This is a genomic window from Candidatus Dependentiae bacterium (assembly GCA_003511165.1).
In the GTDB taxonomy this organism is placed as follows: Bacteria; Babelota; Babeliae; order Babelales; family UBA12411; genus UBA12411.
Window position 1 is genome coordinate 83,922 of sequence record DOJW01000009.1, and the last position, 25,331, is coordinate 109,252.

General features: G+C 30.8%; 26 protein-coding genes and 1 tRNA gene. 23 read left to right on the forward strand and 4 right to left on the reverse strand.

Going from position 1 to position 25,331, the window contains the following annotated elements:
- Positions 1–38: 38 nt before the first annotated feature.
- Complete coding sequence (locus tag DEA20_05090; GenBank protein ID HBS48543.1) at positions 39–455, reverse strand: hypothetical protein; 417 nt, start codon at positions 453–455, stop codon at positions 39–41.
- A 149-nt stretch (positions 456–604) separates the two neighbouring features.
- Between DEA20_05090 and DEA20_05095 the strand changes: the two genes are divergently transcribed.
- Complete coding sequence (locus tag DEA20_05095) at positions 605–1,381, forward strand: hypothetical protein (protein HBS48544.1); 777 nt, start codon at positions 605–607, stop codon at positions 1,379–1,381.
- Here the strand turns inward: DEA20_05095 and DEA20_05100 are convergent.
- Positions 1,378–2,916 carry a magnesium chelatase gene (locus tag DEA20_05100; GenBank protein ID HBS48545.1) on the reverse strand — a complete coding sequence of 513 codons (1,539 nt, stop codon included), beginning with the start codon at positions 2,914–2,916 and terminating at the stop codon, positions 1,378–1,380. The genes DEA20_05095 and DEA20_05100 overlap by 4 nt on opposite strands.
- Before the next feature lie 201 nt (positions 2,917–3,117).
- On the opposite strand from DEA20_05100, the gene DEA20_05105 reads away from it, so the two are divergent.
- From DEA20_05105 to DEA20_05145, 9 genes are all read left to right on the forward strand, one after another.
- A complete protein-coding gene (locus DEA20_05105) occupies positions 3,118–3,867 on the forward strand; it encodes a hypothetical protein (GenBank protein HBS48546.1) in 750 nt (249 codons plus the stop codon).
- 16 nt (positions 3,868–3,883) lie between these two features.
- Positions 3,884–4,804 (forward strand): 3-phosphoglycerate dehydrogenase, encoded by a 921-nt coding sequence (locus DEA20_05110; protein HBS48547.1) that lies wholly within the window; start codon positions 3,884–3,886, stop codon positions 4,802–4,804.
- Between the two features lie 8 nt (positions 4,805–4,812).
- Positions 4,813–5,817, forward strand: coding sequence for a type I glyceraldehyde-3-phosphate dehydrogenase (gap, locus tag DEA20_05115; GenBank protein ID HBS48548.1), 1,005 nt, complete (start codon positions 4,813–4,815; stop codon positions 5,815–5,817).
- 203 nt (positions 5,818–6,020) lie between these two features.
- A complete protein-coding gene (locus DEA20_05120) occupies positions 6,021–7,778 on the forward strand; it encodes a hypothetical protein (protein HBS48549.1) in 1,758 nt (585 codons plus the stop codon).
- A gap of 171 nt (positions 7,779–7,949) precedes the next feature.
- Positions 7,950–8,026, forward strand: a tRNA-Met gene (locus tag DEA20_05125).
- A gap of 21 nt (positions 8,027–8,047) precedes the next feature.
- Positions 8,048–8,773, forward strand: coding sequence for a hypothetical protein (locus DEA20_05130; GenBank protein ID HBS48550.1), 726 nt, complete (start codon positions 8,048–8,050; stop codon positions 8,771–8,773).
- 83 nt (positions 8,774–8,856) lie between these two features.
- Entirely contained in the window at positions 8,857–9,339 is a 483-nt protein-coding gene (locus DEA20_05135; protein HBS48551.1) for a ribonuclease H, read from the forward strand.
- 16 nt (positions 9,340–9,355) lie between these two features.
- Positions 9,356–10,735 carry a hypothetical protein gene (locus DEA20_05140; GenBank protein HBS48552.1) on the forward strand — a complete coding sequence of 460 codons (1,380 nt, stop codon included), beginning with the start codon at positions 9,356–9,358 and terminating at the stop codon, positions 10,733–10,735.
- 6 nt (positions 10,736–10,741) lie between these two features.
- Entirely contained in the window at positions 10,742–11,227 is a 486-nt protein-coding gene (locus DEA20_05145) for a hypothetical protein (GenBank protein ID HBS48553.1), read from the forward strand.
- A 7-nt stretch (positions 11,228–11,234) separates the two neighbouring features.
- Here the strand turns inward: DEA20_05145 and DEA20_05150 are convergent, their stop codons facing one another.
- Positions 11,235–12,353: a hypothetical protein gene (locus DEA20_05150; protein HBS48554.1), complete on the reverse strand. Its 1,119-nt coding sequence runs from the start codon at positions 12,351–12,353 to the stop codon at positions 11,235–11,237.
- Between the two features lie 199 nt (positions 12,354–12,552).
- Here DEA20_05150 and atpD point away from each other — a divergent pair, with 199 nt between their 5' ends.
- From atpD to DEA20_05190, 8 genes are all read left to right on the forward strand, one after another.
- Positions 12,553–14,022 (forward strand): F0F1 ATP synthase subunit beta, encoded by a 1,470-nt coding sequence (gene atpD / locus DEA20_05155; protein HBS48555.1) that lies wholly within the window; start codon positions 12,553–12,555, stop codon positions 14,020–14,022.
- Positions 14,023–14,031: 9 nt separating this feature from the next.
- Positions 14,032–14,292, forward strand: coding sequence for a hypothetical protein (locus DEA20_05160; protein ID HBS48556.1), 261 nt, complete (start codon positions 14,032–14,034; stop codon positions 14,290–14,292).
- Positions 14,293–14,512: 220 nt separating this feature from the next.
- Entirely contained in the window at positions 14,513–15,859 is a 1,347-nt protein-coding gene (locus tag DEA20_05165; GenBank protein HBS48557.1) for a hypothetical protein, read from the forward strand.
- A gap of 124 nt (positions 15,860–15,983) precedes the next feature.
- Positions 15,984–16,466, forward strand: coding sequence for a hypothetical protein (locus tag DEA20_05170; GenBank protein HBS48558.1), 483 nt, complete (start codon positions 15,984–15,986; stop codon positions 16,464–16,466).
- A 9-nt stretch (positions 16,467–16,475) separates the two neighbouring features.
- Entirely contained in the window at positions 16,476–17,477 is a 1,002-nt protein-coding gene (gene trpS / locus DEA20_05175) for a tryptophan--tRNA ligase (protein HBS48559.1), read from the forward strand.
- An 18-nt stretch (positions 17,478–17,495) separates the two neighbouring features.
- Complete coding sequence (locus DEA20_05180; GenBank protein HBS48560.1) at positions 17,496–18,146, forward strand: chloramphenicol acetyltransferase; 651 nt, start codon at positions 17,496–17,498, stop codon at positions 18,144–18,146.
- 20 nt (positions 18,147–18,166) lie between these two features.
- Positions 18,167–18,508 carry a DNA polymerase III subunit beta gene (locus tag DEA20_05185; protein HBS48561.1) on the forward strand — a complete coding sequence of 114 codons (342 nt, stop codon included), beginning with the start codon at positions 18,167–18,169 and terminating at the stop codon, positions 18,506–18,508.
- Positions 18,495–18,896, forward strand: coding sequence for a hypothetical protein (locus DEA20_05190; GenBank protein HBS48562.1), 402 nt, complete (start codon positions 18,495–18,497; stop codon positions 18,894–18,896). The genes DEA20_05185 and DEA20_05190 overlap by 14 nt, the downstream gene beginning before the upstream one ends.
- A 60-nt stretch (positions 18,897–18,956) precedes the next feature.
- On the opposite strand, the gene DEA20_05195 is transcribed toward DEA20_05190, so the two are convergent.
- Positions 18,957–19,295, reverse strand: coding sequence for a hypothetical protein (locus DEA20_05195; protein ID HBS48563.1), 339 nt, complete (start codon positions 19,293–19,295; stop codon positions 18,957–18,959).
- Between the two features lie 226 nt (positions 19,296–19,521).
- On the opposite strand from DEA20_05195, the gene DEA20_05200 reads away from it, so the two are divergent.
- From DEA20_05200 to DEA20_05220, 5 genes are read left to right on the forward strand one after another with little or no spacing between them, the layout of a single operon-like run.
- Positions 19,522–21,036 (forward strand): hypothetical protein, encoded by a 1,515-nt coding sequence (locus DEA20_05200; protein HBS48564.1) that lies wholly within the window; start codon positions 19,522–19,524, stop codon positions 21,034–21,036.
- Between the two features lie 22 nt (positions 21,037–21,058).
- A complete protein-coding gene (locus DEA20_05205) occupies positions 21,059–23,212 on the forward strand; it encodes a hypothetical protein (GenBank protein ID HBS48565.1) in 2,154 nt (717 codons plus the stop codon).
- A gap of 30 nt (positions 23,213–23,242) precedes the next feature.
- Positions 23,243–23,773: a hypothetical protein gene (locus tag DEA20_05210; GenBank protein ID HBS48566.1), complete on the forward strand. Its 531-nt coding sequence runs from the start codon at positions 23,243–23,245 to the stop codon at positions 23,771–23,773.
- 32 nt (positions 23,774–23,805) lie between these two features.
- Positions 23,806–24,339 (forward strand): hypothetical protein, encoded by a 534-nt coding sequence (locus DEA20_05215; GenBank protein HBS48567.1) that lies wholly within the window; start codon positions 23,806–23,808, stop codon positions 24,337–24,339.
- 24 nt (positions 24,340–24,363) lie between these two features.
- Positions 24,364–24,924, forward strand: a complete 561-nt coding sequence (locus tag DEA20_05220) for a hypothetical protein (protein ID HBS48568.1) — start codon at positions 24,364–24,366, stop codon at positions 24,922–24,924.
- Positions 24,925–25,331 lie beyond the last annotated feature (407 nt).

Here is a 25,331-nt window from a genome sequence, read left to right on the forward strand (position 1 = left end):
TTCTTTTAATTTTTTAGTTATTTAAAATTTATAAAAAATTATAGGGATAAAATGACAAATGCAATGGAATAATTTTTTTCATGAGAGATTGATAAATCGGTTTTTATTTGGGGAATTGTTTTATCTATTTTTTCTTCAAACGATTTCCAATCTATTTTTAAAGTTGGAATATCCCAAGTTTCTAGTATTACCTCGACATGTTTTCTTGCGAATTGAAAAGAAAATGTTGTTGAATTTAACTTGAGGTGTATCAAAGTGTTACTTAAAGATTTAAAAAAAGCTTCTTTGGCTGCAAAACGAGATGCAAAGTATTGTTCAGTTTTTAAATTTGGATTAGCCATTAGAAAATTTATTTCTTCTGGCGAAAAGATAGAGGAGAGCTTTTCATCCGAGTAGCTTTTCCATTCTGAAAATCTACTATTTTCTACGATGTCGGTTCCTATTCCTAAAATCATTTTTATCCTTAATTTTGAATCAATTATTTTTAAAATGTAAAAAACTATAAAATAATATTTTACGTAGTTTAAGTTTCAATTTTATTTACTTTACTATTTTTAATTAATTAAAATAAAAAATCAAAATTTTGAAGTGAAGGAGAGTTTTTATGAAAAATCACTTTTTATATGCATTAATTTGTAGCATTGTTTTTAGTCTTAATGTTAATTGTGCGGAATTTAGAAGTTTTATAGGTTATTTCGCAGCTTTAATGCCGACTGAAGAATTTAATAAGCTTGCAGTTGAAAGAGAAAATTGTAAGATAGAGCCTTTTTATGATGAAGCTTTGGGCGAAGAAGCCGTTATTAAACTAAAAATGGAACTAGATGATTCTATTGCAGAACTTTCTGATTTAATCTCGAATTCAAAAGATTCTTTGATTTTGCAATTGCAAGATTTATTTTCTCAGATTCAAAAGAAGTCTACTTTTTTAAAGCAGCAAGGCTTTGATTCTTTAATTATCATTAAATACATAATTCCTTATTTTGATGAGATTACAAAGTCATTTGATTCTTTAGATTTTTTTCTTTTGAGTGATGAGATGCAAAAGATTTTATCAAAAATGGAAAATATCAAAATTATGCTTGCAGCTTTAAATAATTTAAATCCGGATGCAAGCGAAACTACAAAATCTAAATTACTTGGGTGCAGCCTAGAATTAACCAAAACCCTTGTAGGTTCTATATCATCAATTTCTGATTATGCCTTAATACTATCAGCTATTTCACTCGATCTTGTAAAATCGAATGAATCTTATTGTGAAGAAAAACAAGATAAGTTAAGTAAAGATGCTTTTATAGAAAAATATAAACAATATAATGCTGATTTGAATACAGCTATGACAAAGTGGGGTGATTTGCTGCTACCTATAAAAAGCAAGATTTAAAAATTGTTTTTTTGGAAAATTTGATCAAAAGATCTATAAATTATTGCTTCTTGAATATGCTGTTTGTTTATCAATTCTTTATTATCAAGGTCTGCAATGGTGCGAGCGATTTTTAAAACTTTATGGTAGCCGCGCATGCTAAGGTGTAAAACTTCAAAAGCTTTTTTCAAAATATCTTCTGCATCTTTTTGTAAAACGCAATATTTTTCAACTTGATCTGAAGACATATGTGCGTTTTTTAAATTAGGGGTTCGTTTATTTTGAATTGTAACAGCTTTTTCAACTTCTAGGTAAATATTGCGAGATGATTTTTCGTTTAGAGCAGAAGATTTTAAATCTTCATACTTGATTGTTGGAACAGTAACATGTAAATCAATTCTGTCCAAGAGAGGACCGGATAGTTTACCCAAATATTGTTCTATTTGTTTCGAAGAACAAGTGCAATTTTTAGTTTTATCGCCAAAATATCCACAAGGACATGGGTTTAGAGCGACGACAAGTAAAAATGATGAAGGGTATTCGACCGCCGTATTTGCTCTGGAGATTAAAACTTTTTTATTTTCTAGAGGTTGGCGCAACACTTCAAGTGTTGGTCTTTTAAATTCTGTTAATTCATCTAAAAATAAAACTCCATTGTGGGCAAGACTAACTTCTCCTGGTTGAGGCATTGTCCCGCCGCCAACTAAACCTGCTTGAGAAATTGTATGATGGGGCGCGCGAAATGGTCTTGCGGCTAAAATAGAATTTTCTTTTAATTTTCCACAGACAGAATAAATTTTTGTAGTTTCTATAACATCATCAAATGTTAGTGGCGGTAAAATTGATGGTAATCTTTTGGCGAGCATTGTTTTACCAGATCCTGGAGGTCCTACAAATAAAATGTTGTGTCCACCAGCAGCTGCTATTTCTAGAGCTCTTTTTGCCTGCCATTGACCTTTTACTTGATTGAAATCAAGATCGATTGTTTTATTATTGATATTAAAATTGTTTGAATTACCTATGATTTTTTCTATATTTTTTTCGCCACGTAAAAAAGCAACAAGATCTACCAGATTATCAACACCTATTATTTCTAAACCGTTTATTAAACTTGCTTCTTTGATATTACCTTTAGGTAGAACTATTCGTTTTTTATTGTGTTGATTTATGCTATAGGCAATTGGCAAAACTCCTCGAACAGTTTTTATACTGCCGTCTAGTGATAATTCGCCAAGAAAAATTGTTTCATTTATAAAGTCGGATGAAAGTTTTATCAATTCACTTGCTTGCAGTATTGCTATAGCAATTGGAAGGTCAAATAAAACACCTTCTTTTTTTATATCTGCGGGAGCAAGATTGACTGTTATTAAACGTTGAGGAAGTCGTAAGCCGCTATTTTTTAATGCAGCTTTTATTCGATCTTTGCTTTCTTTGATTGCCTTGTCAGGAAGTCCGACGATATTGAAACCTAAAATCCCAAAAGCAAGATCTACTTCGACATCAACAAGATGCGCATCGATTCCAATAGTTGTTGCTGAAAATATTTTTGAATTCATAAATTTTGTCCCTTTGCCTAAAAATCCCCTTTATTTTACGCAAATTTTCTAATTTTGGTCCAAGTAGGTATAACATGCTTTTTTATTTTTGAAAAGATGGTTAATTTAAAATTTTGTTTACATGATTTTGTTTGTTTATATATTTTGTTTCTATTGTTTTTTATTAAATAAATGATTCAATTTTTTGTTAAAAGGAAACTTATGAATTTAAAATTGCTGTATAGTTTTATTTTCTTGTTTTTAATGCTGCAATTTGAAAAAATATTTGCAGACGTTTCTCATAATCTTCCTCCAATGACTTTTTATATATCGCTAAGTCAAAATGCCAACCCCAATATTTATGCATCATTAGTTTCGGAATTACAAAAAAATGGCAATTATAAAAAAATAAATTTTGAAAATCTATTCCAAACTAGTCTGCAAGGGGAAACTTCTATTGATCAAGCCAAATCCATATTTGAAGGTGCCATGGGGAACCTAAAAAGTTTCAAATTTTGGGTAGCTGCGACAGGAGCGACATTGTTATCTTCATATCTTTTAGTTTTATATAAATTGAAAAAAGCAGAATGGGTTTTGGGAAAAACTGATTTATGGTCTTTTTGGAAAAGTGAGAAAAATATTTTTGAATTAGCGTCAATGAACGAAAAAGAGTTTATAGAATTACTTTTATTTGAGATTCAAGCAAAATATACTTCGATAAATGCTGTAAATGATTATTCGACTCCTTTGGGCTTATTCTTTAAAAATATTGATTTAGAAGTTGAGAATATTGAAATGTATGTGTGGCTTTCTTCGAAAATTAAACAGTTACATCTTACAAAGATATTTCCAATTGATGAAAAAATAATTTTAGGATCTGCGGACAGAATTAATAAACTTACTTTTCTGAGATCTAAAATTTGGAACTGGATTTCAAAACAGAAAGCTGTGAATAGTTTAGAAAGTTTGTAATTAGCAAGAGGTAGTGATGAAGGTTGTTGATTTAACGGGTGGTTGTATATTTCCAGAACATGCTGAAAAATTAAAAAAATATGCAGTAAGTTATGAGGTTTATAAAAATGTTCCCCATGATGACAAAGAGATTTTGAAAAGAGTAGGGGATGCAGATATTTTAATTAGTTTTTTGATGCATATTTCTGCTTATGTGATTGATAATGCTCCTAATTTGAAACTTGTTTCTCTGGGTACTACAGGGTTTGATGATGCAGACTTATATGCTGCAACGAAAAAAGATGTAAAAGTTTGCTATGTTCCTGGATATGCGACAAATGCTGTTGCGGAACATACAATCGGGTTAATGCTCAACGCAGGTCGTCTTGCTTTTAAATCTATGCTTGATCTTAAGGGCGGAATTTATGATCACTGTAGGTATAGAGGAAAAGAATTAAAACAAAAAACTTTGGGTATTTTAGGATTTGGAAAAATTGGTAAAGAAGTTGCTAAAATAGCACAAAATGGATTTGCAATGAAAATTATTACATATGATGTAGGGTCTTCGCGAGCCGATTTTGAAAATATTTTAAAGCAAAGTGATTTTATATCTATTCATTTGCCGCTAACTCCACAAACCAAGCATATTATTAGTTTTAAAGAATTTAATTTGATGAAGGATGGGGTTGTCTTAGTTAATACTGCAAGAGGTGGAATTATAGACGAAAAAGCTTTGATAGAAAGCGTAAGGTCTGGAAAAGTTTTTGCAGCAGGGCTTGATGTTTTGCAAGATGAGCCTATGAGTGTGAAAGATCCTGTTTTTAATTATTCATCAATTTGTGTTACTCCTCATATTGCATATAATTCTGATGAAGCAATTTATAATCGTTCCTTGATGGTAACTGAAAATATAATTAGTTTTATTAATGGAAAACCTCAAAATTTAGCATGTTTGTAAAGGATAAAATAATGGCGAATATAGCGATAAGTGGATTTGGAAGAATTGGAAAAGCTTTTTTGAGAGCTTTGATAGCTGATGAATCTGTTCATAAAAAAATAAATGTTGTTGCTATTAATATTGGTCCTGCAAAGCCCGAAATGGTAGCATTTTTATTTAAGTATGATTCGATTATGGGGATTTTCCCTGGCAATGTTGAATACAAAAATGGTTTTCTACATATTGATGATTATAAAATAAAAATAATTGCAGAAACGGATCCACTAAAAATAGATTGGAAAAGTTTGGATGTGGATTGGGTTGTAGAATCTTCAGGACATTTTACGTCTAGGGAAAAAGCAGAGTTGCATTTAAAAGCAGGAGCTAAAAAGATTTTGATTACAGCTCCCTCAACTGGCGAAGATATTACAATAATTCCTGGAGTTAATGATTCTTCATATGACGCTAAAAAGCATTCGATAGTTTCGCTTGGAAGTTGTACAACAAATTGTTTTGCGCCAATTGTGAAAGTCATAAAAGAAAATTTCAAATTAAAATGCGGTCTTATGACAACAGTGCATGCTTATACAAATGACCAAGTTTTGCTTGATGTCGAGCATAAAGATCCAAGGCGAGCAAGAGCTGCTGCGCAAAATATTATTCCAACTAAAACAGGCGCAGAAAAAGTTATTGTTAAAATTTATCCGGAACTTGAAGGTAAACTGCAAGCAGTTGCTCTTAGGGTACCTGTTCCAAAAGTTTCCATCGTAGATTTTTCATTTGAAACGGGTGATTCTTTAACAACCGAAGTGATTAACAATGCTTTTAAAAAAGCTGCAGAAAGCGACTTGAAAAATATTTTGCAATATACCGAAGAGCCTTTGGTATCATCAGATTTTTCAAATAATCCACATTCTTGCATAATCGATGGTTTGATTACAAAGGCAGCTGGAAATATGGGGAAAGTTTTCGGATGGTATGATAATGAATGGGGTTACTGCGAAAGATTGAAAGATTTTCTAAAAAATAGCTAAAATTTATAGATTTAATTTTTCTAAAAACGTCAAAAAAGAGCGGAACATTAATATTCCGCTCTTTTTTCATTAAAAAGTTTAAAAATACGTATTTTATTGCGTAGCGGTTGATTTATTTTTTTTCCAAATTACAATTATGAAATATTTTTAAATAGTAATAATAACAATAATCATAATTATAGCGAATATAAGAGGAATTTAAGATGTTTTTTAATAATTTTAAGAAAATAATAAAAAGTTTTATATTATTGGCGATATTAAATGTTTATTGTTTAAATGCGCATCTTGCAGGCATAGTTAAAATTGAACCTTTGGATGAAAATAGATTTTTAGTTTATTTTCAGTTTTCATCAGAAAATCCGTTTAAATTTATTCCTGGTTTATATGTTGGGATATGTGATCCAAGATACCCTAATAATTCATTAGTATATTTTTATTTACCACAGGGAAATCCATATAGAGTTCCATATGGATGGTATATTACAAGTGTTTCGCGACCTGTAACGTTATCACATATTAGTGGTTTTCCTCGATATTCGGGTTTGGCACTCTATCCTTATTTTACTCTTTCTTCTGAATTAGTTGATTTTTTAAATAAAGAATTAGCATTGAGTAAATTAGTAAAGGACCATAAAAAAAGAGCATGCGATATTTTACAAGAAGAAATGGGAATATTTAGAGGCGAACATGAAGGCAGAGCGCAAAATATTTTATTAGATGAAGAGTCTTTTGCTTTTAGTGTTGCTACTGCAAAGCAGGAAGATTTATGGAAAAGGCAAGAAATTGAACAACAAGCACAATTTATATTGCAACAAGAAGCGCAGTTAAAAGAAGAAGCAAAGTTGAAAGCGCGAGAGGCTCTAGATAAAGACACTGTGCGTTACAGGCAAATTTGCAACAAGGCTGAGAAAAAACTAACAGAAGATGATGTTAATTTTCTTTTAGGCTATTCTCAAAATCCATTGTTATCGCTTATTTCTTTAAAAGAAAGACAAGAGGCTTGTGAAAAAGCTAAAAGATGTTGTGCAAAACTTCAAGCTAAGAAAGCCGCTGTAAAGAAAGAAGAAAAAACCGTTAATCCATCTCAAGATTCAAGTTCTTATGATGAAGCAGGGTCTTCAAAGCTGCTACAATCGTCTTTTGTTGATTCTCCAAAAGTCGGATTGCAGGGTTTGGCTGCAGATAAATCTTTAAGTGAAAAAGAAATAAAAACAGCAAAAGATGTTAAACTTGTAACATTGAAAAGTCAGATAAGAGAATGTTTAGCTAATTTAGATTGTTTATTTAATGAATACTATAAGTTTTACTATGGTTACTCTTATAGAGAAGTGTTAGATTTGAGAAATTTAGAACTTAGAGAAGGTTCTGTTAGAGAAAAGTTTTTTAGTAAAATTTCTATACCAAAGGAACAACGTGACGGTTATCAGAAGGCTAAGGTTAGCGGTAAAGAAGCTTTTGATGCTTTTTTGATGAAATATAAAAATACTCCTTTTATGGAAAGTTTTAATATTTTAAAATATTTTGATTTTGCAATTGAATTACAATTACAAGATTGTTTGGAAATTTCTAAATTATTAAGTGATTTTTTATCTTCGGATATAAAAGATATAGAGCAAGTAAATAATCTTTTAGAAGCGATCGCATGTTTTACTTGTGGGTATGCATATTTTTTAGATGAAGTTGTTTTGCAAGAGCAAATAAACGTAGTTAAAGATTCTTTTATTTTATGTAAGCTTTTCTTTAAAGGTGATCATAAAGAATTTTTGATGTATGTTCAAAATTTAGGTATTAAGGCAAAAAATTTGCATGATCTTTTGATTAAATATGCAAGTTTGTTTGGTTTTGATGTAAAAGATGTAATTTTAAAAGATTTAAAAATTGTTATTCCAGATAAAGGTTTTAGCAAGACTTATTTAAATAGATTTGATGGAGTTGAGTTATTTAGTTTTAAAATTTCTTGATAGTAATTAAGAACTAAGTTTAAAAAAGCCATAACAATAAAATGTTATGGCTTTTTATTTGGAGAGATATTATTTTTTAATATTTTACTTAGTTTAATTGAGATTAAAAGATTTTTTACTTCACAATTGTTAAAAGTTTCTTTACACTACCTAATAGTTTTTTAACTGGTCGGGCCCATAGCTCAGTTGGTTAGAGCAGTCGGCTCATAACCGAAAGGTCCCAGGTTCAAGTCCTGGTGGGCCCACCAAAATTTAAGAAGAGGAGCAAAATGACGGAGCCAATTTGGCAAACTCTTATTTCCCTTGTTGACATAGATAATCAAATCTCCTCAATTGAAAATGAAAACAAAGTTATCGATAACCAAATTCAAGAAAATCGTCACAAAATTCAAGAGCTCCAAAATTCATTATTAAATAAAAAATCGGAATTGTTAGAAAAGCAAAAAAAAGCAGATTTTGTAGAGCTTCAAATTCGTGAAATAGATCAGATAGAAGCTGAAAAAAAGAAATCTTTAGATTTAGTCAATGATCAAAAATCTTACGCTGCATTGCAAAAAGAATTATCCAATTTATCTTTTGAACGATCTGATAAAGAAGAATTATTAGTCGAAGCTTGGCGAGAGCTCGAAATAACTCAAAAAAAAGTAGAAGAAGAGTCTAACTTGCTTGAAGAACAAAATAAAAATTTTGAAAATAAATTTGGAGATTTTCAAAAACAAAAAAATCTTGTTTTAGAAAAAGTTAAAGTATTACTTGAAAAGCGATCTGAGATTGAAAAAACAGTTTTACCTATTTGGCTTTCTAAATATGAAAAAATGAGAAAACAAGTTCCAAATCCTATAGTTAAAATTTCAAATTCTTGTTGCAGCGCTTGTTATTATATGGTTTTAACTCAAGATCTTGCAAAAATTCTTAAAGGTTCCATACTTCCTTGTCGAAATTGTTATCGACTATTATATTTTGATCAGCATGAAAAAGATGAACCTGTTTTTTAAACAGTAAAGTATTTATGGAAAAACAATTATCTTTTTTCAGTAATCTTGCGAAAAAAGAAGAAATAAAATCTTCTAAAGAACCAATTAAAAAAGAAAAAATTTATTGGAAAATTTATACAGATGGAGCATGTCGAGGAAATCCAGGCTTATCCGGTGCTGGAATTTATCTAGAAAATTTGACAGGTAAAAAAATAAGCAAATGTTTTTATTTGGGTGAAAAAACCAATAACCAAGCAGAATATCTTGCTCTTGCATTAGCAATTTTTTTATTAAAAAGTGAAATGGTATCTAAGCCAGATCAGGAGCTGAAAATAACAATAATTTCAGATTCAGAGTTGCTAGTTCGACAAATAAAAGGGCTTTACAAAGTTAGGGATTTAACTTTAAAATGTTTAAAAAATTTAATTTTTTATCTACTTGAGGGGGTAGTTTTTGAAGTTAAGCATGTTTTGCGGGAAAACAACAAAAAAGCCGATGCTTTAGCAAACAAAGCGATTGATGAAAAGAAAGAAAAAATTCCATTAAAATTTGTGATGTTGCTTAAGCGATTCAATTTAACATTTTAACATTTTAAATATTTGTGTGTGGTCAATGATAAATACAAAAAAATATATTTCATTAATTATTATTTTATTTGGTTTTGTTTTAATTAATTTTGGTGCAGAAAATTTAAAACAAAAAGAACTTCAAAATGAATTACAACAAGATGAAGTTGCCCAAACAACAACTAAATCTGATAATTCGGATTATGGTGTTGATGAGTTAAAAAAAGAGTCTGTAAAAAGCGGCATCGCTTTATCAGATATAAAAATAAGAGTTTTATTGATGGATCAAGTTACATCCCAAAAAACTAATTATTTTTGTATAAAAGCTTCAAAAAATATTCAGATCCAAAAAGGAAATGAAAAAATATTACATAACCTTTTTAAGTCAGAAATTTATATTCAATATTCTGATCATAAAATTAAAATTTTAGATAAAAATTTACATGAGATCGAAGCTTTTAAAAATGAAAATTTTGCAGCTGTTACGCTATTGCCTGAATCTGATGATATTTTAAATATGAATGGAACCAAGTATGAAGGTTCACTAACTTTTTTAATTAATAAAGATGGTAAGATTCAGGTTATAAATATTTTGCGTCTTGATGATTATATTTATTCTGTTTTACATTTCGAATCTTTGCCTCATTGGTCAAAAGATCCAAACATGTTTGAAATGGCAAAAATACAAGCCATTATTTGTAGAACTTATGCAGTTTATCAATTGATTGAGTCTAGAAAAAGAAAACTTGCATATGATATAAAAAATAATAATTCACATCAAAATTATAGAGGAAATCATAATCATACTCATTTGCGTAATGCGCTTGTTGCGACTAAGGATATAATTGTTTCTTATGATAATAAGGTTGCATTGACTATGTATGATATTTGTTGTGGGGGGATAATACCTGGAAATATGAAATCTCCTAATTTTAAATCAGCTCCTTATCTTGCAAGATTTACTCCATGTACTTATTGTTGTAACTCAAAAGCATATAGTTGGGTTTGCGAGAGTAATGAAGATGAATTTTTGAGGCTTTTGAAATTAAATTCAAATAATGGTGATGAAATTGGTAAAATTGGAAAATTACTTGATGTTAAAATTGTTAACAGGGATAAAGCTGGAATAGTTTTGAAGACTGAGCTTCGCGGAACCAAAAAAACAGTTGTGTGTGATGGGAAATATGTTTGGAGATCTTTTAAATCCAAAGTTCGTAGCCAAGATTTTTCTATTAAAAGATCACTAACACCCAAAGGTGGCAAAATTATAATAAAAGGTCATGGAGATGGCCATCAAATGGGATTGTGTCAGGTCGGAGCGCAAGAGCTTGTTAAGCGTGGTTGGAATTATCAGAGAATTTTGCAGTTTTACTATCCAGGAACAAAACTTTTACAAGTGAATTCAGTTAAATTTTAAGGTTATATGCCAAATTATAAAAGTCATTTAATTGGTGGGTCTGTATTTTATGCTGTGATTTTGGTAATAATAACGTATTTGGGTTTTGCTTTTATTTTTGAAAGTTTTAATTTTGTAGCTGCGTTTGCAGCTATTTTATTAGGTTCACTTTTTCCGGATATTGATACTTTCAGTAAAGGACAAAGACTTTTTCTGTTATTGTTATTGCCTTTGTTTATTGCAGCGATTTTTTTTAAAGATGTAGTTTTTTTGACAATTCTTTTTGTTGCTGCAATCTTCCCAATTTTTGCAAAGCATCGAGGTATAACTCATAATCCTTGGTTTACAGTTTTTATTTCTGCGCTTGCATTGGTTGCTACGAATTTTTATTTTCCAATTTATTTGCAACAGATAAAAATAATCGATCTATTCTTTGTATTAGGTGTTTTTTCACATTTGATTTTGGATTTTGGACCTATCCTATTTGTTCGTAAAATTCTTTTTTTGAAATAATTGAATTTTAGTTTTGTGCTAAAAGCTTGGTAGCAAAATAATTTGGAACGTCTTTGATAGATACTAGTTTTTGATTTTTTTTATGTTTGGTTTGAAGCATTATTTTTAGATCTGAATTTTCTTTTGCTTTAGAAAATCTTATTAATAAATTTTCTTTTTCATATGTTTTATCGATGGTAACAGTATCAATCATTTTTGTAAGCGCTGGAGTAAATATTGCAACTGGATAGGGGCTTAGTAAAAAGTCTTTTCTATATAAGAAAAAGATTTCATTAAACCAAAGCTCTGTATGTAGTGGGTTTTGTTTGCCTACGATTAATCTAACATTAATTATTTTTGGAAAGCTGTTTGCAATGAAAATTTTTCGTTCGGATTTCATAGCGTTTGTTGAAATCAAATCGGAAATTTGTACCATGTCGCCTTTGGAATAAAAATTATAAACTTTTTTAAAAACAGGATGGTTTGCGAAATTTTTTGTTTCTTTTTGAATTGGTGTACCAAACATTATGAGTTTATCGATTTGAAGGTTTTTGTGTTCTTTATCTTCTGCTTTTGCTAAATATAAAGCTACATTGCCGCCATGGCTGTGTGCAATTATTTCTGTTTGTTCAACTTTTATATTCTCTTTTTTCTTTGCTTCTAGTTCTTTTGTAAGTTCTTCGTAAAGTTGATTTCCGCTATTTTCTCTATTTGTTTTATCAAGTCTTCCATCCCATCCAAAAGTGTATAATGTTACAACATTTTGATTATCATTTTCTTGTTGATAGCTTTCTAGAAATTTTTTTAAAATTTTGTTGGACGTTTGGTATTTTGAATTTTTATCATTTAGATCGATTTTATGTAAACCTTTATCGCCGATTGGCTGGTTAATGTAATCTGAATTTAGTCGAAGTTCATCTATATATTTTTGATAAAAACTGCTGGAGGTTTCATTTTTTGCAGCTTTTTCGAAAGATTTTATTGATGGGCGTGGGAGTATTGTACCATGTATAAAAATTATAATTGTTTCTGATTTTGCAGCTGTGAAGTTTTCTGCATTTTTATAATGAGATAAAGTTGTAAGTGACAAAATGGAAATGCAAATTAAAATAATAAATTGGAAAAATTTTTTCATATTTAAAATCATGGTTTTTTAGCTTTTACTTAAAATTTAAATAATTTCGTCTTTATTTAGTTGAGCATAAAAGCTTTGAAGAGTCAAAAGCTGGTTTTAAACTGCCCAAAGATGCTCATTTTTGTTTTACACTTTACAAAAATAGCCTGTTGGAATAATTTAAACAAATCAAAAATATATCGGTTTTCACTTGTTTTTTGTTAGGGGTAAAATGAATATTGCGGAAAAAGAGACTCCCTCTAAAAAAGATTCTTCAAATTTCGAAAATAAAAAAGATTTACATTGCGGATTTGTTTTGAGGATTAGCGGAGCTATTGTTGACGTTCAGTTCGGAGAAGAAAAGGTTCCAAATATTTTCAATAAACTAATTGTAATTTCAAATTTAATAGAAAACGGACAGCCTAAAAAATTAAGTTTGGAGGTTGCGCAGCATCTTGGCGATGGCGTTGTTAGATGTATAGCTTTAGAGCCTTTTGATGGTGTTGCTAGAGGTTTAAAAGTTATAGATACCGAAGAGCCGATAAAGGTTCCTGTAGGTAAAGAAGTTTTGGGGCGAGTGTTTAATGTTTTGGGCGATACCATAGATCAGGGCCCAAAAATAGCTGCAAAAGAAAAATGGTCCATTCATCGTCAAGCACCAACTTTGATAGAACAAAAAGTTACAGACGAAATTTTGGAGACAGGAATTAAGGTTATCGATTTACTTTGTCCTTACATTAAAGGTTCAAAAATTGGTCTTTTCGGAGGAGCAGGAGTTGGTAAAACAATTTTAGTCCAAGAATTAATTCGAAACGTTGCAATTGAGCATGGTGGTTATTCAGTTTTTGTTGGAATTGGTGAGCGAACAAGAGAGGGAACTGATCTTTGGCTTGAAATGAAATCTTCAGGCGTTTTGGACAAAACAGCTCTTATTTTTGGTCAGATGGGCGAGGTTCCTGGCGCAAGGCTTCGAGTAGGGCTTGCTGGGCTTACAATGGCGGAATATTTTAGAGATGAATCTAAAAAAGATACGCTTCTTTTTATTGATAATATTTTTAGATTTGTTCAAGCCGGCGCGGAAGTTTCGGCCTTGCTTGGTAGAATGCCTTCTGCTGTTGGTTATCAGCCAACACTTGCTTCTGAAATGGGAGCTTTGCAAGAGAGAATTACAACAACTCAAAATGGTTCAATAACCTCTGTGCAGGCTGTTTATGTTCCAGCTGACGATTATACAGATCCAGCCCCTGCGACGACTTTCCAGCATTTGGATGCAAGCACGGTTCTTTCTAGAAAAATTGCGCAAGCAGGACTTTATCCAGCAGTAGATCCTTTGGAATCCAATTCAAATGGTTTGCGTCCAGAAGTTGTTGGGCAAGAACATTGTGATGTTGCTTTTGCTGTCAAAGAGTTGCTTCAAAAGTACAAAGAGCTTCAGGATATTATTGCCATCATGGGAATGGATGAGCTTTCAGATGAACAAAAAACTACTGTTTATAGAGCGAGAAAAATTGAAAAATTTCTTACGCAACCAATGTTTGTTGCGGAACAATTTTCCGGTGTTCCTGGTAAATTTGTAAAACGTGAAAAAGTTGTTGCTGATGTTAAGCGGATATTATCAGGTGAATTTGATAATATTCAAGAGCAAGCATTTTATATGGTTGGGACGATAGAAGAAGTGATAGAAAAGGCTAAAAAAAATTAAGGATTTTGAATGTCAGATCTATTATTTGATTTAGAGATTGTTCGACCATCTGAATCTAAAAAAATTTCTATTTTTTGGGTTGATATTGAAGGTGTTAGTGGTAACTTTGTTGTTGGCCCCAATCATTCACCTTTGATTTCTGTGATAAAACCTCAAAGTTTTTTGATTTATAAAACTTCATCTAACGAGGAAGTAAGATTAGAAATCGTGGGCGGTGGTATCATAAATATTAATGAAAATGGTAAAGTTGTTGTTATTTTAGACAATTAGAAATTTTAAGATATTAAAAATATATTGTTACTATTGCAAAAACAATAGCAAAGTTCTAAAATGTTTCTTTATGACTAAATTTTGAATACATTTAGTCATGCAAAAGGGAGATCCTGGGGGGTACATTTAGAAAAGTTTTCCTACTTACAGGATTTCTTGTTTTTTACGGAGTGGTTCCGAAGTTATTTAATCAACATTATGATTTTTAAGGAGTTAACATATGTTAGCGCGAATAGTTCGTTGGTTTTGGCCTGATTTATCTGAATTAGAAGTCAAAAAATATGGCCTTTTATCTTTTGCATTCTTTTTTATCATCGGTGCATATTGGCTTGAAAGACCTCTAAAAGACGGTATATTCTTTCCAGTAGTTGGTAAAGCTTGGCAACCAACAGCAAAAATTATGTCAGTTTTTGTCGTTTCCATTATGGTCATGGTTTACAGTAAATTAATCGATATGTTTGAAAAGCATAGAATGTTCTATATTTTAGGAACTTTTTATGCAGTTCTTTTTTCAATAATTGGTTATTGCATTTGGTTGATGCCAAATTTAAGCAGCCCTGCTGAATATTCTCCTTTCTTCAAATTTATCGGTTGGGCATCATACTTTATTATTGAAAGTTTTGGATCTGTTATTGTTGCTCTTTTCTGGTCATTTACATCAAGCGTTAGTGATGCTGGAACTGCAAAAAAATGTTATCCATTTGTTATTGCAGGTGCACAGATTGGTTCCATCATCGGACCCACGCTCGCTTTATTTGCAAAACAATTAGGTTTAGGCCTTCTTTTTGCAATAGTCGTAATGGCAATTTTAGCTTTAATGTTTGTTATCAAAAAATTCATGGCAGTAATTCCTGAAGATCAAATAACAATTAGCAAAAAAGAAGCTGATTCTGAAAAGAAAAAGACAGGTTTTATGGAAGGATTAAAACTCTTGCTGACAAGACCTTATCTTTTTGGAATTTTCATGGTTGTAACTATTTACGAAGTTGTAGGTACAATTGTTGATTATCAAATGAAAGTTCAAGCGGAAGCATTCTATCCAACAAAAGAAGCTTTAACATCATTCTTGGGAATATTCGGAATAGCTGTTAACGGTCTTGCATTTGTAATGGCTCTTCTTGGAACATCATACCTTATGAAAAGATTTGGTTTGAGATTCTGTCTTTTGACTTTCCCAATTACTCTTGGCGTGGCAGTTGCAATTCTCTACGGTGTTTATGTAGGTGAATTTGTTTCTCCTTGGGCATTGCTTTGGGTAACTTTTGGTGTAATGATGCTTGCTAAAGGTTTAAGCTATGCATTGAATAACCCATCAAAAGAAATGATGTACATTCCAACATCTAAAGATGCTAAATTTAAATCTAAAGGTTGGATTGATATGTTCGGTAGCCGAGGTTCAAAAGCTTTGGGTGGCGTATTTACAAACCAATTTGCAGGCGAAGTTCCTACATTAATGGCCTTTGGAACAATTTTATCCTTAGGTTTAATTGGTGTTTGGATAGTCGCTGCAGTATTTGTAAGTAGCAAATTCGCTCAACTTACAAAAGAAAATAAGATTGTTGAATAATCTTACATTTCTTTAAATTCGAAAATTAAGCCGGAAGTTTTTCTTCCGGCTTTTTTATTTGTTTACAAAATTTTGGTATTTTGAGGAAGTATAAAAATAACAAAATAAAATTGAAATGGATGCTATGAATAAAAAAGATTCGGTAAAAATGGGTTTAGGTTTTGGGGTTACTTCTGGAACGATTACAACTTTAGGATTGATGATCGGTTTACATTCGATAATTGAGTCGAAGATTGTTTTGATAGGTGGTGTTTTGACCATAGCTATAGCAGATGCTCTTGCCGATTCGTTAGGAATACATGTAGCAAAAGAAGCTATAAATAAATATACGAAAAGAGAAGTTTGGGAAGCAACATTTGTTACCTTTTTTACAAAATTTTTTATAGCCTTAAGTTTTATTGTTCCGATTTTATTTTTCTCGCTTGATATGGCGGTATTGATTAATGTTTTTTGGGGAATGTTTTTACTTGGAACATTTAGTTATCTTATTGCAAAAGAGCAGAATGCGAATCCCTGGCGGATTGTAGGAGAACATATTTTAATAGCAGTTTGTGTTGTTATCGCAACGCATTATGTCCAACAGTTTATAAAAAGAATTTTTTGTTAAGGAGAAATGATGAGTAAAAAAGTTATTTTAACTGGAGATAGACCAACAGGACAGCTTCATCTTGGACATTATATTGGCTCACTTCAAAATAGAGTAAAGCTGCAAGATGAGTATGATCAATATATTTTGATAGCAGATTTACAAGCGTTAACTGACAATGCGGAAAATCCACAAAAGATTCGTGACAGTATTTTCGAAGTTGTGCTTGATTATCTTGCTGTTGGAATAGACCCAAATAAAAGTACAATTTTTATCCAATCTAAAATTCCACAAATATCAGATCTTACAATTTATTATTTAAATTTAGTTACGGTTGCTCGTTTGCAGCGCAATCCTACGGTGAAAGAAGAGATTAAGCAAAAAGGTTTTGAAGAAAGTTTGCCTGTTGGATTTTTTTGTTATCCAATTAGTCAAGCTGCAGATATCACAGCATTCAAAGCAAATTTGGTTCCTGTCGGTGAAGATCAACTTCCGATGATTGAACAAACAAATGAGATTGTGCGAAAATTTAATTCCGTTTATGCACCTGTTTTGGTCGAAGCTAAAGCATTAGTTCCAAAATTTGGATGTCGTTTACCAGGAATTGACGGTAAAGCAAAAATGGGTAAATCGTTAGGTAATGCAATTTATCTTGCTGATAGCGTGGATGTTGTAACCAAAAAAGTTATGGGCATGTATACAGATCCAAATCATCTCAAAGTATCTGATCCTGGACTGGTAGAAGGTAATCCTGTTTTTACTTACCTTGATGCGTTTGATACAAACAAAGATAAAGTTGAAGAATTAAAAGCGCATTATTCTCGCGGTGGTCTTGGCGATGTGATCGTAAAAAAATATTTAAATGAAGTTTTACAAAATGTTTTGGAACCGATTCGAAAAAAACGTGAAGGGTTTGCAAAAGATAAAGAATTTGTTTTGAATGTTTTAAAAAATGGAACTGCAAAAGCTGAATCTGTAGCGGATAAGACATTGAAAGAAGTTCAAGCCGCGATGAAGATAGATTACTTTTAAAGCTGAAAGGATTGAAAGATGCCTATAGGACCAGATCCAAAATGTAAATATCCGCTTGAAGGGTTAGGATATGAATTTGATGCAAAGATCAATGTATTTTTAAAGAGTATTGTTAAAAGATCGAATATAGCTGTTGGAGATTTTACATATTTTGATGCTTCTAGTTCAGAGGATTTTGAAAATAAAACTGTTCTTTATCATTATTCATTTTCAAAAGAGAAATTAATTATAGGTAATTTTTGTGCAATTGCCGCAGGTGCAAAATTTATTATGAGTGGTGCGAACCATCCGCTTAATGGGTTTTCAACTTATCCATTTTTTATTTTTAGACGAGGCTGGGAAAAAGATTTTGATCCCGCATCTTTGTCAAATAAGGGCGATACGATAATTGGTAATGATGTTTGGATTGGTTATGATGCAACTATTATGCCTGGAGTTAAAATCGGAGATGGTGCGATTATCGGCGCAAAGGCAGTTGTTACAAAAGATGTTCCTCCTTATGCCGTTGTTGGTGGTAATCCTGCAAAGATTATTCGTATACGTTTTGATGAAAAAACAGTTAATGAATTGGTAGCAATTGCTTGGTGGAATTGGGATGTTGAAAAAATATCACGCAATATTCCAGCAATTGTTGGTGCTGATTTGCAAAAATTAAAAAGTGCGAAGTAGAAAGTATTAATATTTAAATTATGTGCGAGGATTTTAAATTTATGATCAATAAAGATGTTATAGAAGAAGTAAAAGATCGTTTGGTCAAAACGTATAATCCAATAGCTATTTATATTTTTGGTTCTTATGCTTGGGGTTATCCATCTGAAGATAGTGATTTGGATTTATTAATTATCGTTGATAAATCAGATGAGAAGTCTTATAAGCGTCCAATTTCTGGATATAAAGCTTTGAGAGGTTTGGATATATCAAAAGATATTATTATTTTTACTAAAGAAGAATTTGAACGCGCTGCAAATGATGTATCAACTCTTGGTTATAAGATTAAAAAATATGGAGAGTTAATCTATGCAAGAGCATGAACGTTGGATCAACGTAGCTAAAGAAGATTTGAAAGTAGCAAAATGTTTATTACCCGAAGAGTTATTTTCTTCTGTTACATATCATTGTCAACAATCAGCGGAGAAATCGTTGAAGGGTTATCTTGCTTTTAAAAAACATGAAATAATAAAAACTCATGATTTAACTAAGCTTGTTGGACTCTGTAAATTTTTTGATAGAGAATTTGAAAGCATTTTTAGTTTAGCAGAGCAATTAAATCCTTTTGCAACTAGGTTTAGATATCCTACAGAATTTGATATTCCAACTCAAGAAGATTGCGAATTTGCAATTAAGCAATCTGAAAAAATTATGAAATTTGTATTGAAAAAGATTTTAGAAACAGAAACTAGTCAGATGGATATTTTTTAATTTTTGATTTACGAATTTTTCAAAAATAATTTGGGTTGTTTCCATTTTGTTTTTCATCGCCTACCATCCAAAGATTGAATATACAATGACCCAAAAGATAGCTTTTTCGGTTTCTTTTATAGCTTCTGGATATCCTTCTAAAATAACTTCTAAAAGATTGTTATTTTTGTGATAGGGGGTGTAACGAAGAATAGATTCTATTAGTATGGCTATGTCTACAGTTTCTAATGTTTTATCTGCTAATAATTCAACTATATTTGTTCGTTCAATACAATCAGCAAAACCTGCATTTGTTAATCTTTTAGTTAAAATTTCAGCGTTAGGTAGTTTTACTTTTACGGCGTGACTAATGCCTACCACGCTCAATAACATGATTATCAAAATAAATAACTTTTTCATAAATTCCTTTTTATATTTATATATTTGATTTTTTACTATTTAAAAATGTCTTCATGTGAATTATTAAAGCAAACATATTAAAAATAAAAATAGAAGTCCATTTGATTAGGGTTACTTTTTTGATTTATTTAACTAAAAAATTTTAAACATTTTTCAAAAAATATCTGTTAGAATTCTTTTCAGTTTTGTAGTAATAAATTTTCAATTAAATTTAGGAGAGTTTCTTGTGAAGAAAATTTTTAAAATTATATTTTTATTTCTTACTTTTAATATTATTCAAGCTAATTGTAGCGTGTTAAAAGACGCAGAGCATGGAGTTACCAAGGCATACAAAGAAGGTAAATCTATCTGGAGTTGGATAAATAAAAATGTACATTATTATGATTTTAGAGAATTTGATCAAACCAAAAGAGATCTTATTTATAAACAAATCCAAGAATGCATAGAGTTATCTTTGAAAAAAAATCAATTAGATATTTTAACTTCTGATACGCAAGGCAAAACTTTCAATTTTTGTTTAGAAGCTGTACAGAAAGAAGTAGCCGCGTGTGATTGCACTAAAAAAGAAAATAAAAAAATAAAAAATAATAATAAAAATATTCCGCTTCAAGATAAAAAATTAAATTGGAAATTTCAAGAAGAAGGCAGAATAAAAGAGTGGAGAAATTGCAGCTTTAAGTATGCAGCTGCTAATTGTTTTGATTTAAAAATGAAATTAGGGGAAGTCATCACTAAAGAATTTGTCGAAGCAAATTTTTCAAAATATCCGATATTTAAGGATGCGTTTTATCAACTTTCAGAGATGGAAGCTTGTAGAAAATTTTTTAAGAAACAAAATAAATATTTTGATGCTAATTATTCTGCAGAGGGAAAATTAATTTTGTTGGCATTAAATTTTTTAGATGAATATCAAACTTTTTTTAATATGGAATTTTTTGTAGCTTGCGAGCGGCTTAAAGAGCGTATTTTTATAGCTAAGGATATGTTGAAACATATTGATCGATTATTTGAGCAAAGATTTGATATTTCTAAAGAAACCAAAAATGTATTATCTCTAAATCATTTGAATGCATCAGATTTTGAATATTCTAGAGGGAATGGTTTAGATATTAGGTTGTCTTTGGAGTTTGTCGATATTGTAAATAGAGTTTGCCCAGTTTTAGATTTATTTCCTCAAAATTATCAAGCGAATATTGCGGCAAAAATAGCGCTTCAGGTTTTAAAAGAGGGTAAAAATTTTAAAGAAAAAGGTTTATATGATATTGCTTTTGCATGCAGTGACTTAAGCTTTGCTTTTGCGATAATGGCCGAATCTTTTGCTTATCAAACTTTTAATGGTTTTGATTTTGAAACTCAAAAAATAAAAAAGATGAATTTTCCTAAAATTACAAAACAAAAAAGTGAAGATACTTTTAGGGAGAAATTTTTATCAGGAGCGTTTAAAATAGTCGCCATTTATACACTTGAAATTAGAGGTTTAATTTCGATGGATGAAGGTCTAACTCAAATATTTGAAACGCAAATGAAAAGGTCCTTAGAATATTTTCAAAAAAATAACATAAATCCCGATTTGGCGGTTCTTGAGTATATTTGGAATTATGGTGATTTGGTTGAAAATCTAAAATTAGAAGAATTAATGCAAAATTTTTATATAAAAAGTAATAAAGAAGAAATGATTTTTATAACGCCTTTATCAAATGTTATTAGAGAAATAGAAAATTTATTGAACTCAAAAAAGTAAATATTAAAAAGTTGAGAAAATTATGAGTGATGGAAAAAAGATATTTTTATTGGGGTGGCTTGTATTTTTTTGCGCCGGTGTTTTTATAAAATCAGAAGAATGTGAAATTTGTCGAAAATTTTATGGTAGGTCTAATTATTGTGACCATTGTGATCGATGCAAAGAAAGTAAAAAAAATAAAGAGAATGAAGAGTTTAATAGAGCTGTGCGGGTTGAAGAGGCTAGGCAAAGAGCTGCTAAAGCTGAAGTGGACCGCAAGGCAAAAGAAGAAAAGGCAAAGCGAGACGCTCTGGTAATAGAGCAAAATAGAAAGAATGAAGAACTTAAGAAGCAAATTGAAGAAACTAAAAAACAGCTTGTGCAATTAAAAAAAGAAAGAATAGCAGAAGCTAAAGCGGAATTATTACAACAAAAAAAGCGGGATGAAGAATTTAGAAAAGCTGAAGAAAAAAGAAAAAAAGAAGAAAAATTAGAGCAGGAAAATTTTGAGAAAGCGCAAAAAATTATTAACGAAATGGATATGGATTTATACGAAAGTATAGTTAATGGCGATGTAGATTTTAAAGATGTAGCATTATCTAATCCTGCTTTAAGTAATCCAATTGTTATAGATAGATTAAATCAAATAAAAAAGGTGAGAGATGGTGTTAAAGTAGCCGAAAAGGTAATGGCTCAAAAACCCCAGGATAATGAAGTTCAAAATGTGTCTGCCTTGATAAATGATTTTGCAAGTAAAGTAGAATATGAATCAAATAAAGCTAAAGATAATTTTGTTAATGCACAAAGAGTTAGAGAGATGGCTCAGAGTGTTGGAAATTTAGATAAAACAGAAAGCATTGGATATAAATTTGCTGACAGATCAATAAGCCGCATGACAGATGTTTCTCAAGGAGGAGATTTTAATCAATTACAACAATATGTAAGATTAGAATACATGGGTAAATATTCGCAGACATTGAATCTGGAGCAAGAGTTTAAAGAAAACTTACAGATTAGAAATATTGCTCAAATTGCATGCAAGGCTCTTGATAATGGCAGCGATTATATAAGAACCAAAGAATATAAAGAAGCTTTTAATGTTGTTGATACAGGTGAAAAACTCCTAGAAGTTGGACGCAAAATTGGAGATTACATCACAGAAGGTAGAGATTTTATTTTTGGTGGCATAGAAAAAGGTGCAAAAAACGTAGATGAGGGATTTGAATATTTAAAAACAAAATTGCGAATGAATGCAGATGAAAGTATGCAGTGCATAGAAGGTGCTAGAGAAGCGTCTTCCAACAAATATGCACTTGAAGATGGTGAAGTTGGAGTTGAGGTTTCTCTCGGACTTGAACTGTCTGTATGTGATATTGCCTGTACAACAGCCAAAGTTGTTGGCGCATTGGCAAATTCTATGCGGCCACTAAATGCTAAATTGGCAGATATAAAAAAGGCTACCGATGAAGCATCTTTGTCGCTTGCGCGAGATATGCTGAATGCAACAAGACCACATCCTCTCGCAGATGGCATATCAATGGTTGCAAGTTCTATTATTGAAGGCGAATTAATTGGTGCGGCTATTTATCCATTTGTTTCCTCTGCGGTAGAATTTTTAGCCCCTTTAGTTAAAACTGCAATTCAAGAAGTTGCGATAGCTAAAGCAGCGCTTTTAGATGGATTTGAAGTTTTGACCCCTGTTAATGATATTTTAAAAGGTGCCGGAGAAGGTGCAAAAGTTGCACAAAAAATAGTAGAAGAAAAAGGGATTGGATTTGCAGAGAACGTTTTGGATATTGTTGAACGTAATCCAAATCTTATTAAAACAGAAGGTTCTGCCGGAAAAGCGATAAATAAAGTTTCGAATATTGAAACGAAACTTGAAAAGAATAATTTATTTGATTTGTTAGAAAAAGCAAAGCCAAGAGAAAAAGTGTCTCATCAGTTAGAGGTTATGGCGGATGATCAGACAAAAGTTATATTTAGACGAGGTACTGGAGCTAGAGCACATTCTATTGGTAATAAATATCCTAAACCTGTAGATCATTACAATATTGAGATTCAAGAAGCTATAGCTAAAGATGATTACATTCCTATCTATGATCAGCATATAATAATTGAGGATGGTAACGTTCATTCTTTTGGTAAGGGTAAAAATCATTATAAACATCTTAAATCGGACAAAATGTATAAATAATTAAATTTGTAAACATGAGGAGGCAATTTAATGGGTATAGCTTTTGATGGAGAAGAACTCATCTGGGTAATGATATATGATGCAAGAGATAAACATGCATTTGAAAATGGGTTAATAGTTTTTAATAGAGATAAAATTGCGCAAGTTACTGATGGTTTAGACGAGGTAATTGAATGGATAGATAAAATATTAGAAAAAGAAAAAGTTGTGCAATACAAATTTTTAGGAGGAAATAAAATAGAAATAAAAGAATACTTTTTTTCGCCTTCTAAAGAAATCTGTGAAAATGTTATTTCATTTATGCTGAAAACTATTGATCTTTATGGAGCAGATGAAAGTACCTTGTTTAAATATGGGTGCAACTTATATACAAGAAAGGAATTAGTAAGCGTGGTTTATTTTGCCATTAAAAGGGGTTTTGTTTATGTCGACGTACAAAAGCCTTGGGATGCAAGTAAATATGAATATCTAAAAAATATAAAAGTATATGAACTTCGTATGCAGCAATTAGATATACATTCAACTATGAGAGAAGGATCTGTAAAAATTGAACGAGTGTAACTATTGCAAATAAATTGTTAGTGAGCGTAAAAATGAGTATAGCTTTTGATGGTGAAGAATTAATTTACGCAATAATATACGATGCAAGAGATCGGTATGGATTTAAAGATGGATACATAATATTTAATAGAGATAAAATTGCGAAGTATCCTGAAGATCTAGATTTGGTAATTGGTTGGGTGGATTGGGTATTAGACAGAGAAAAAACAGCGCAATACAAATTTTTAGGGGATAACAAAATAGAAATAAAAGAATATTTTTTTTCGCCATCTAAAGAAGTTTGTGAAAAAGTTATTTCATTTATATTGAATACCCTTGATGCTTGTGATTATGAAAATGCTTTATTTAATTTTGGATATACCTTATATAAAAAACGGGAATTAATAAAAGCAATTAATTTTGATATTAAAGAAGGCTATTTTTCTGGTTTTGTGTTGAAATATGGAGATGAATGGAATGAGTATAAAGAGCTTCTTGTGGGTATAAAAATACATAAAGTTTTTATGCAAACATTAGATTTATATTCAGCAATAAGAGAAGGATATTTCAGCCTTGAAAGAGTTTAAAGATAAAAACGGAGACATCGGAAAATGATTTTATATTACGAATGGTTAAGTTACCTAAAAAAAGAGATCAAAAGAAAATTTAATATCGAAAATCCTACTTTCTATGCAAATAAAAAACTAGTTAAAGAGGAAGAGGAGCTACATCAATTTGTAAAAGAAAATTTCATCATGGGTTCGACTTGCGTAAAGTACAGGTATTTAGAAGGTAATAATTTTGAACTAAAAGGATTTTACCCAGATCCACCTGAAAAACTGGTTGATAAAATAATTAATGATTTTTTAGATTCATTAGAAAAAAGTAATTTAGTCAAAAAGTTTGAGCTGGGATATACGGTTATCAATTATTATGAAGCTTTGTACAATAATGCCGAATTAAAAGAAACGTTAGATATTGCAGGTTCCGTTTATGATGAATCGGAAATCAAAATCGAGTTAACTTGGCTTATAAGTAGAGGTCATTCAATAATAACATTTTTCAAAGATCCAACAATTACAGATACAGATATCACTTATCACTTAAAAGTAGAATTAGATACGATAGAAAATATGTTAAAAAGTGGATATCTAACTTTAGAATATTTATAAATTAGACCTCTTTTGAAATTATTTTCGTAATTTAAATAAATATGCAAATATGAAAATAAAAAAAATGTGGATCCTTATTGCAAGGCTACTGTCGCAGTACAACGACCCGTCCGACGTAGCCATGCGAAGTCTGGGAGTTGTATCCAGACAGTTTAGCGTTGCGTTATAGGAAATCCAAAAGTCCCTTTTGGCGCACGGAGATTGATAAGAGGGTTTTGCGTAAAAACCTCTTATCTCCACTGCGGAAGGCAGCCAGAGTCATTTGAAATTAAAAAAGAAACGAAAGAAGAATTAAATTGAAAAAACGATATAAGTAACGATCAATAAATTTTAAAGTTTCAGAAGTGGTCTATTTTTGAAATTAATGATCTTGTTAATAAGTATATTAACGCGAACTCGATAATTAA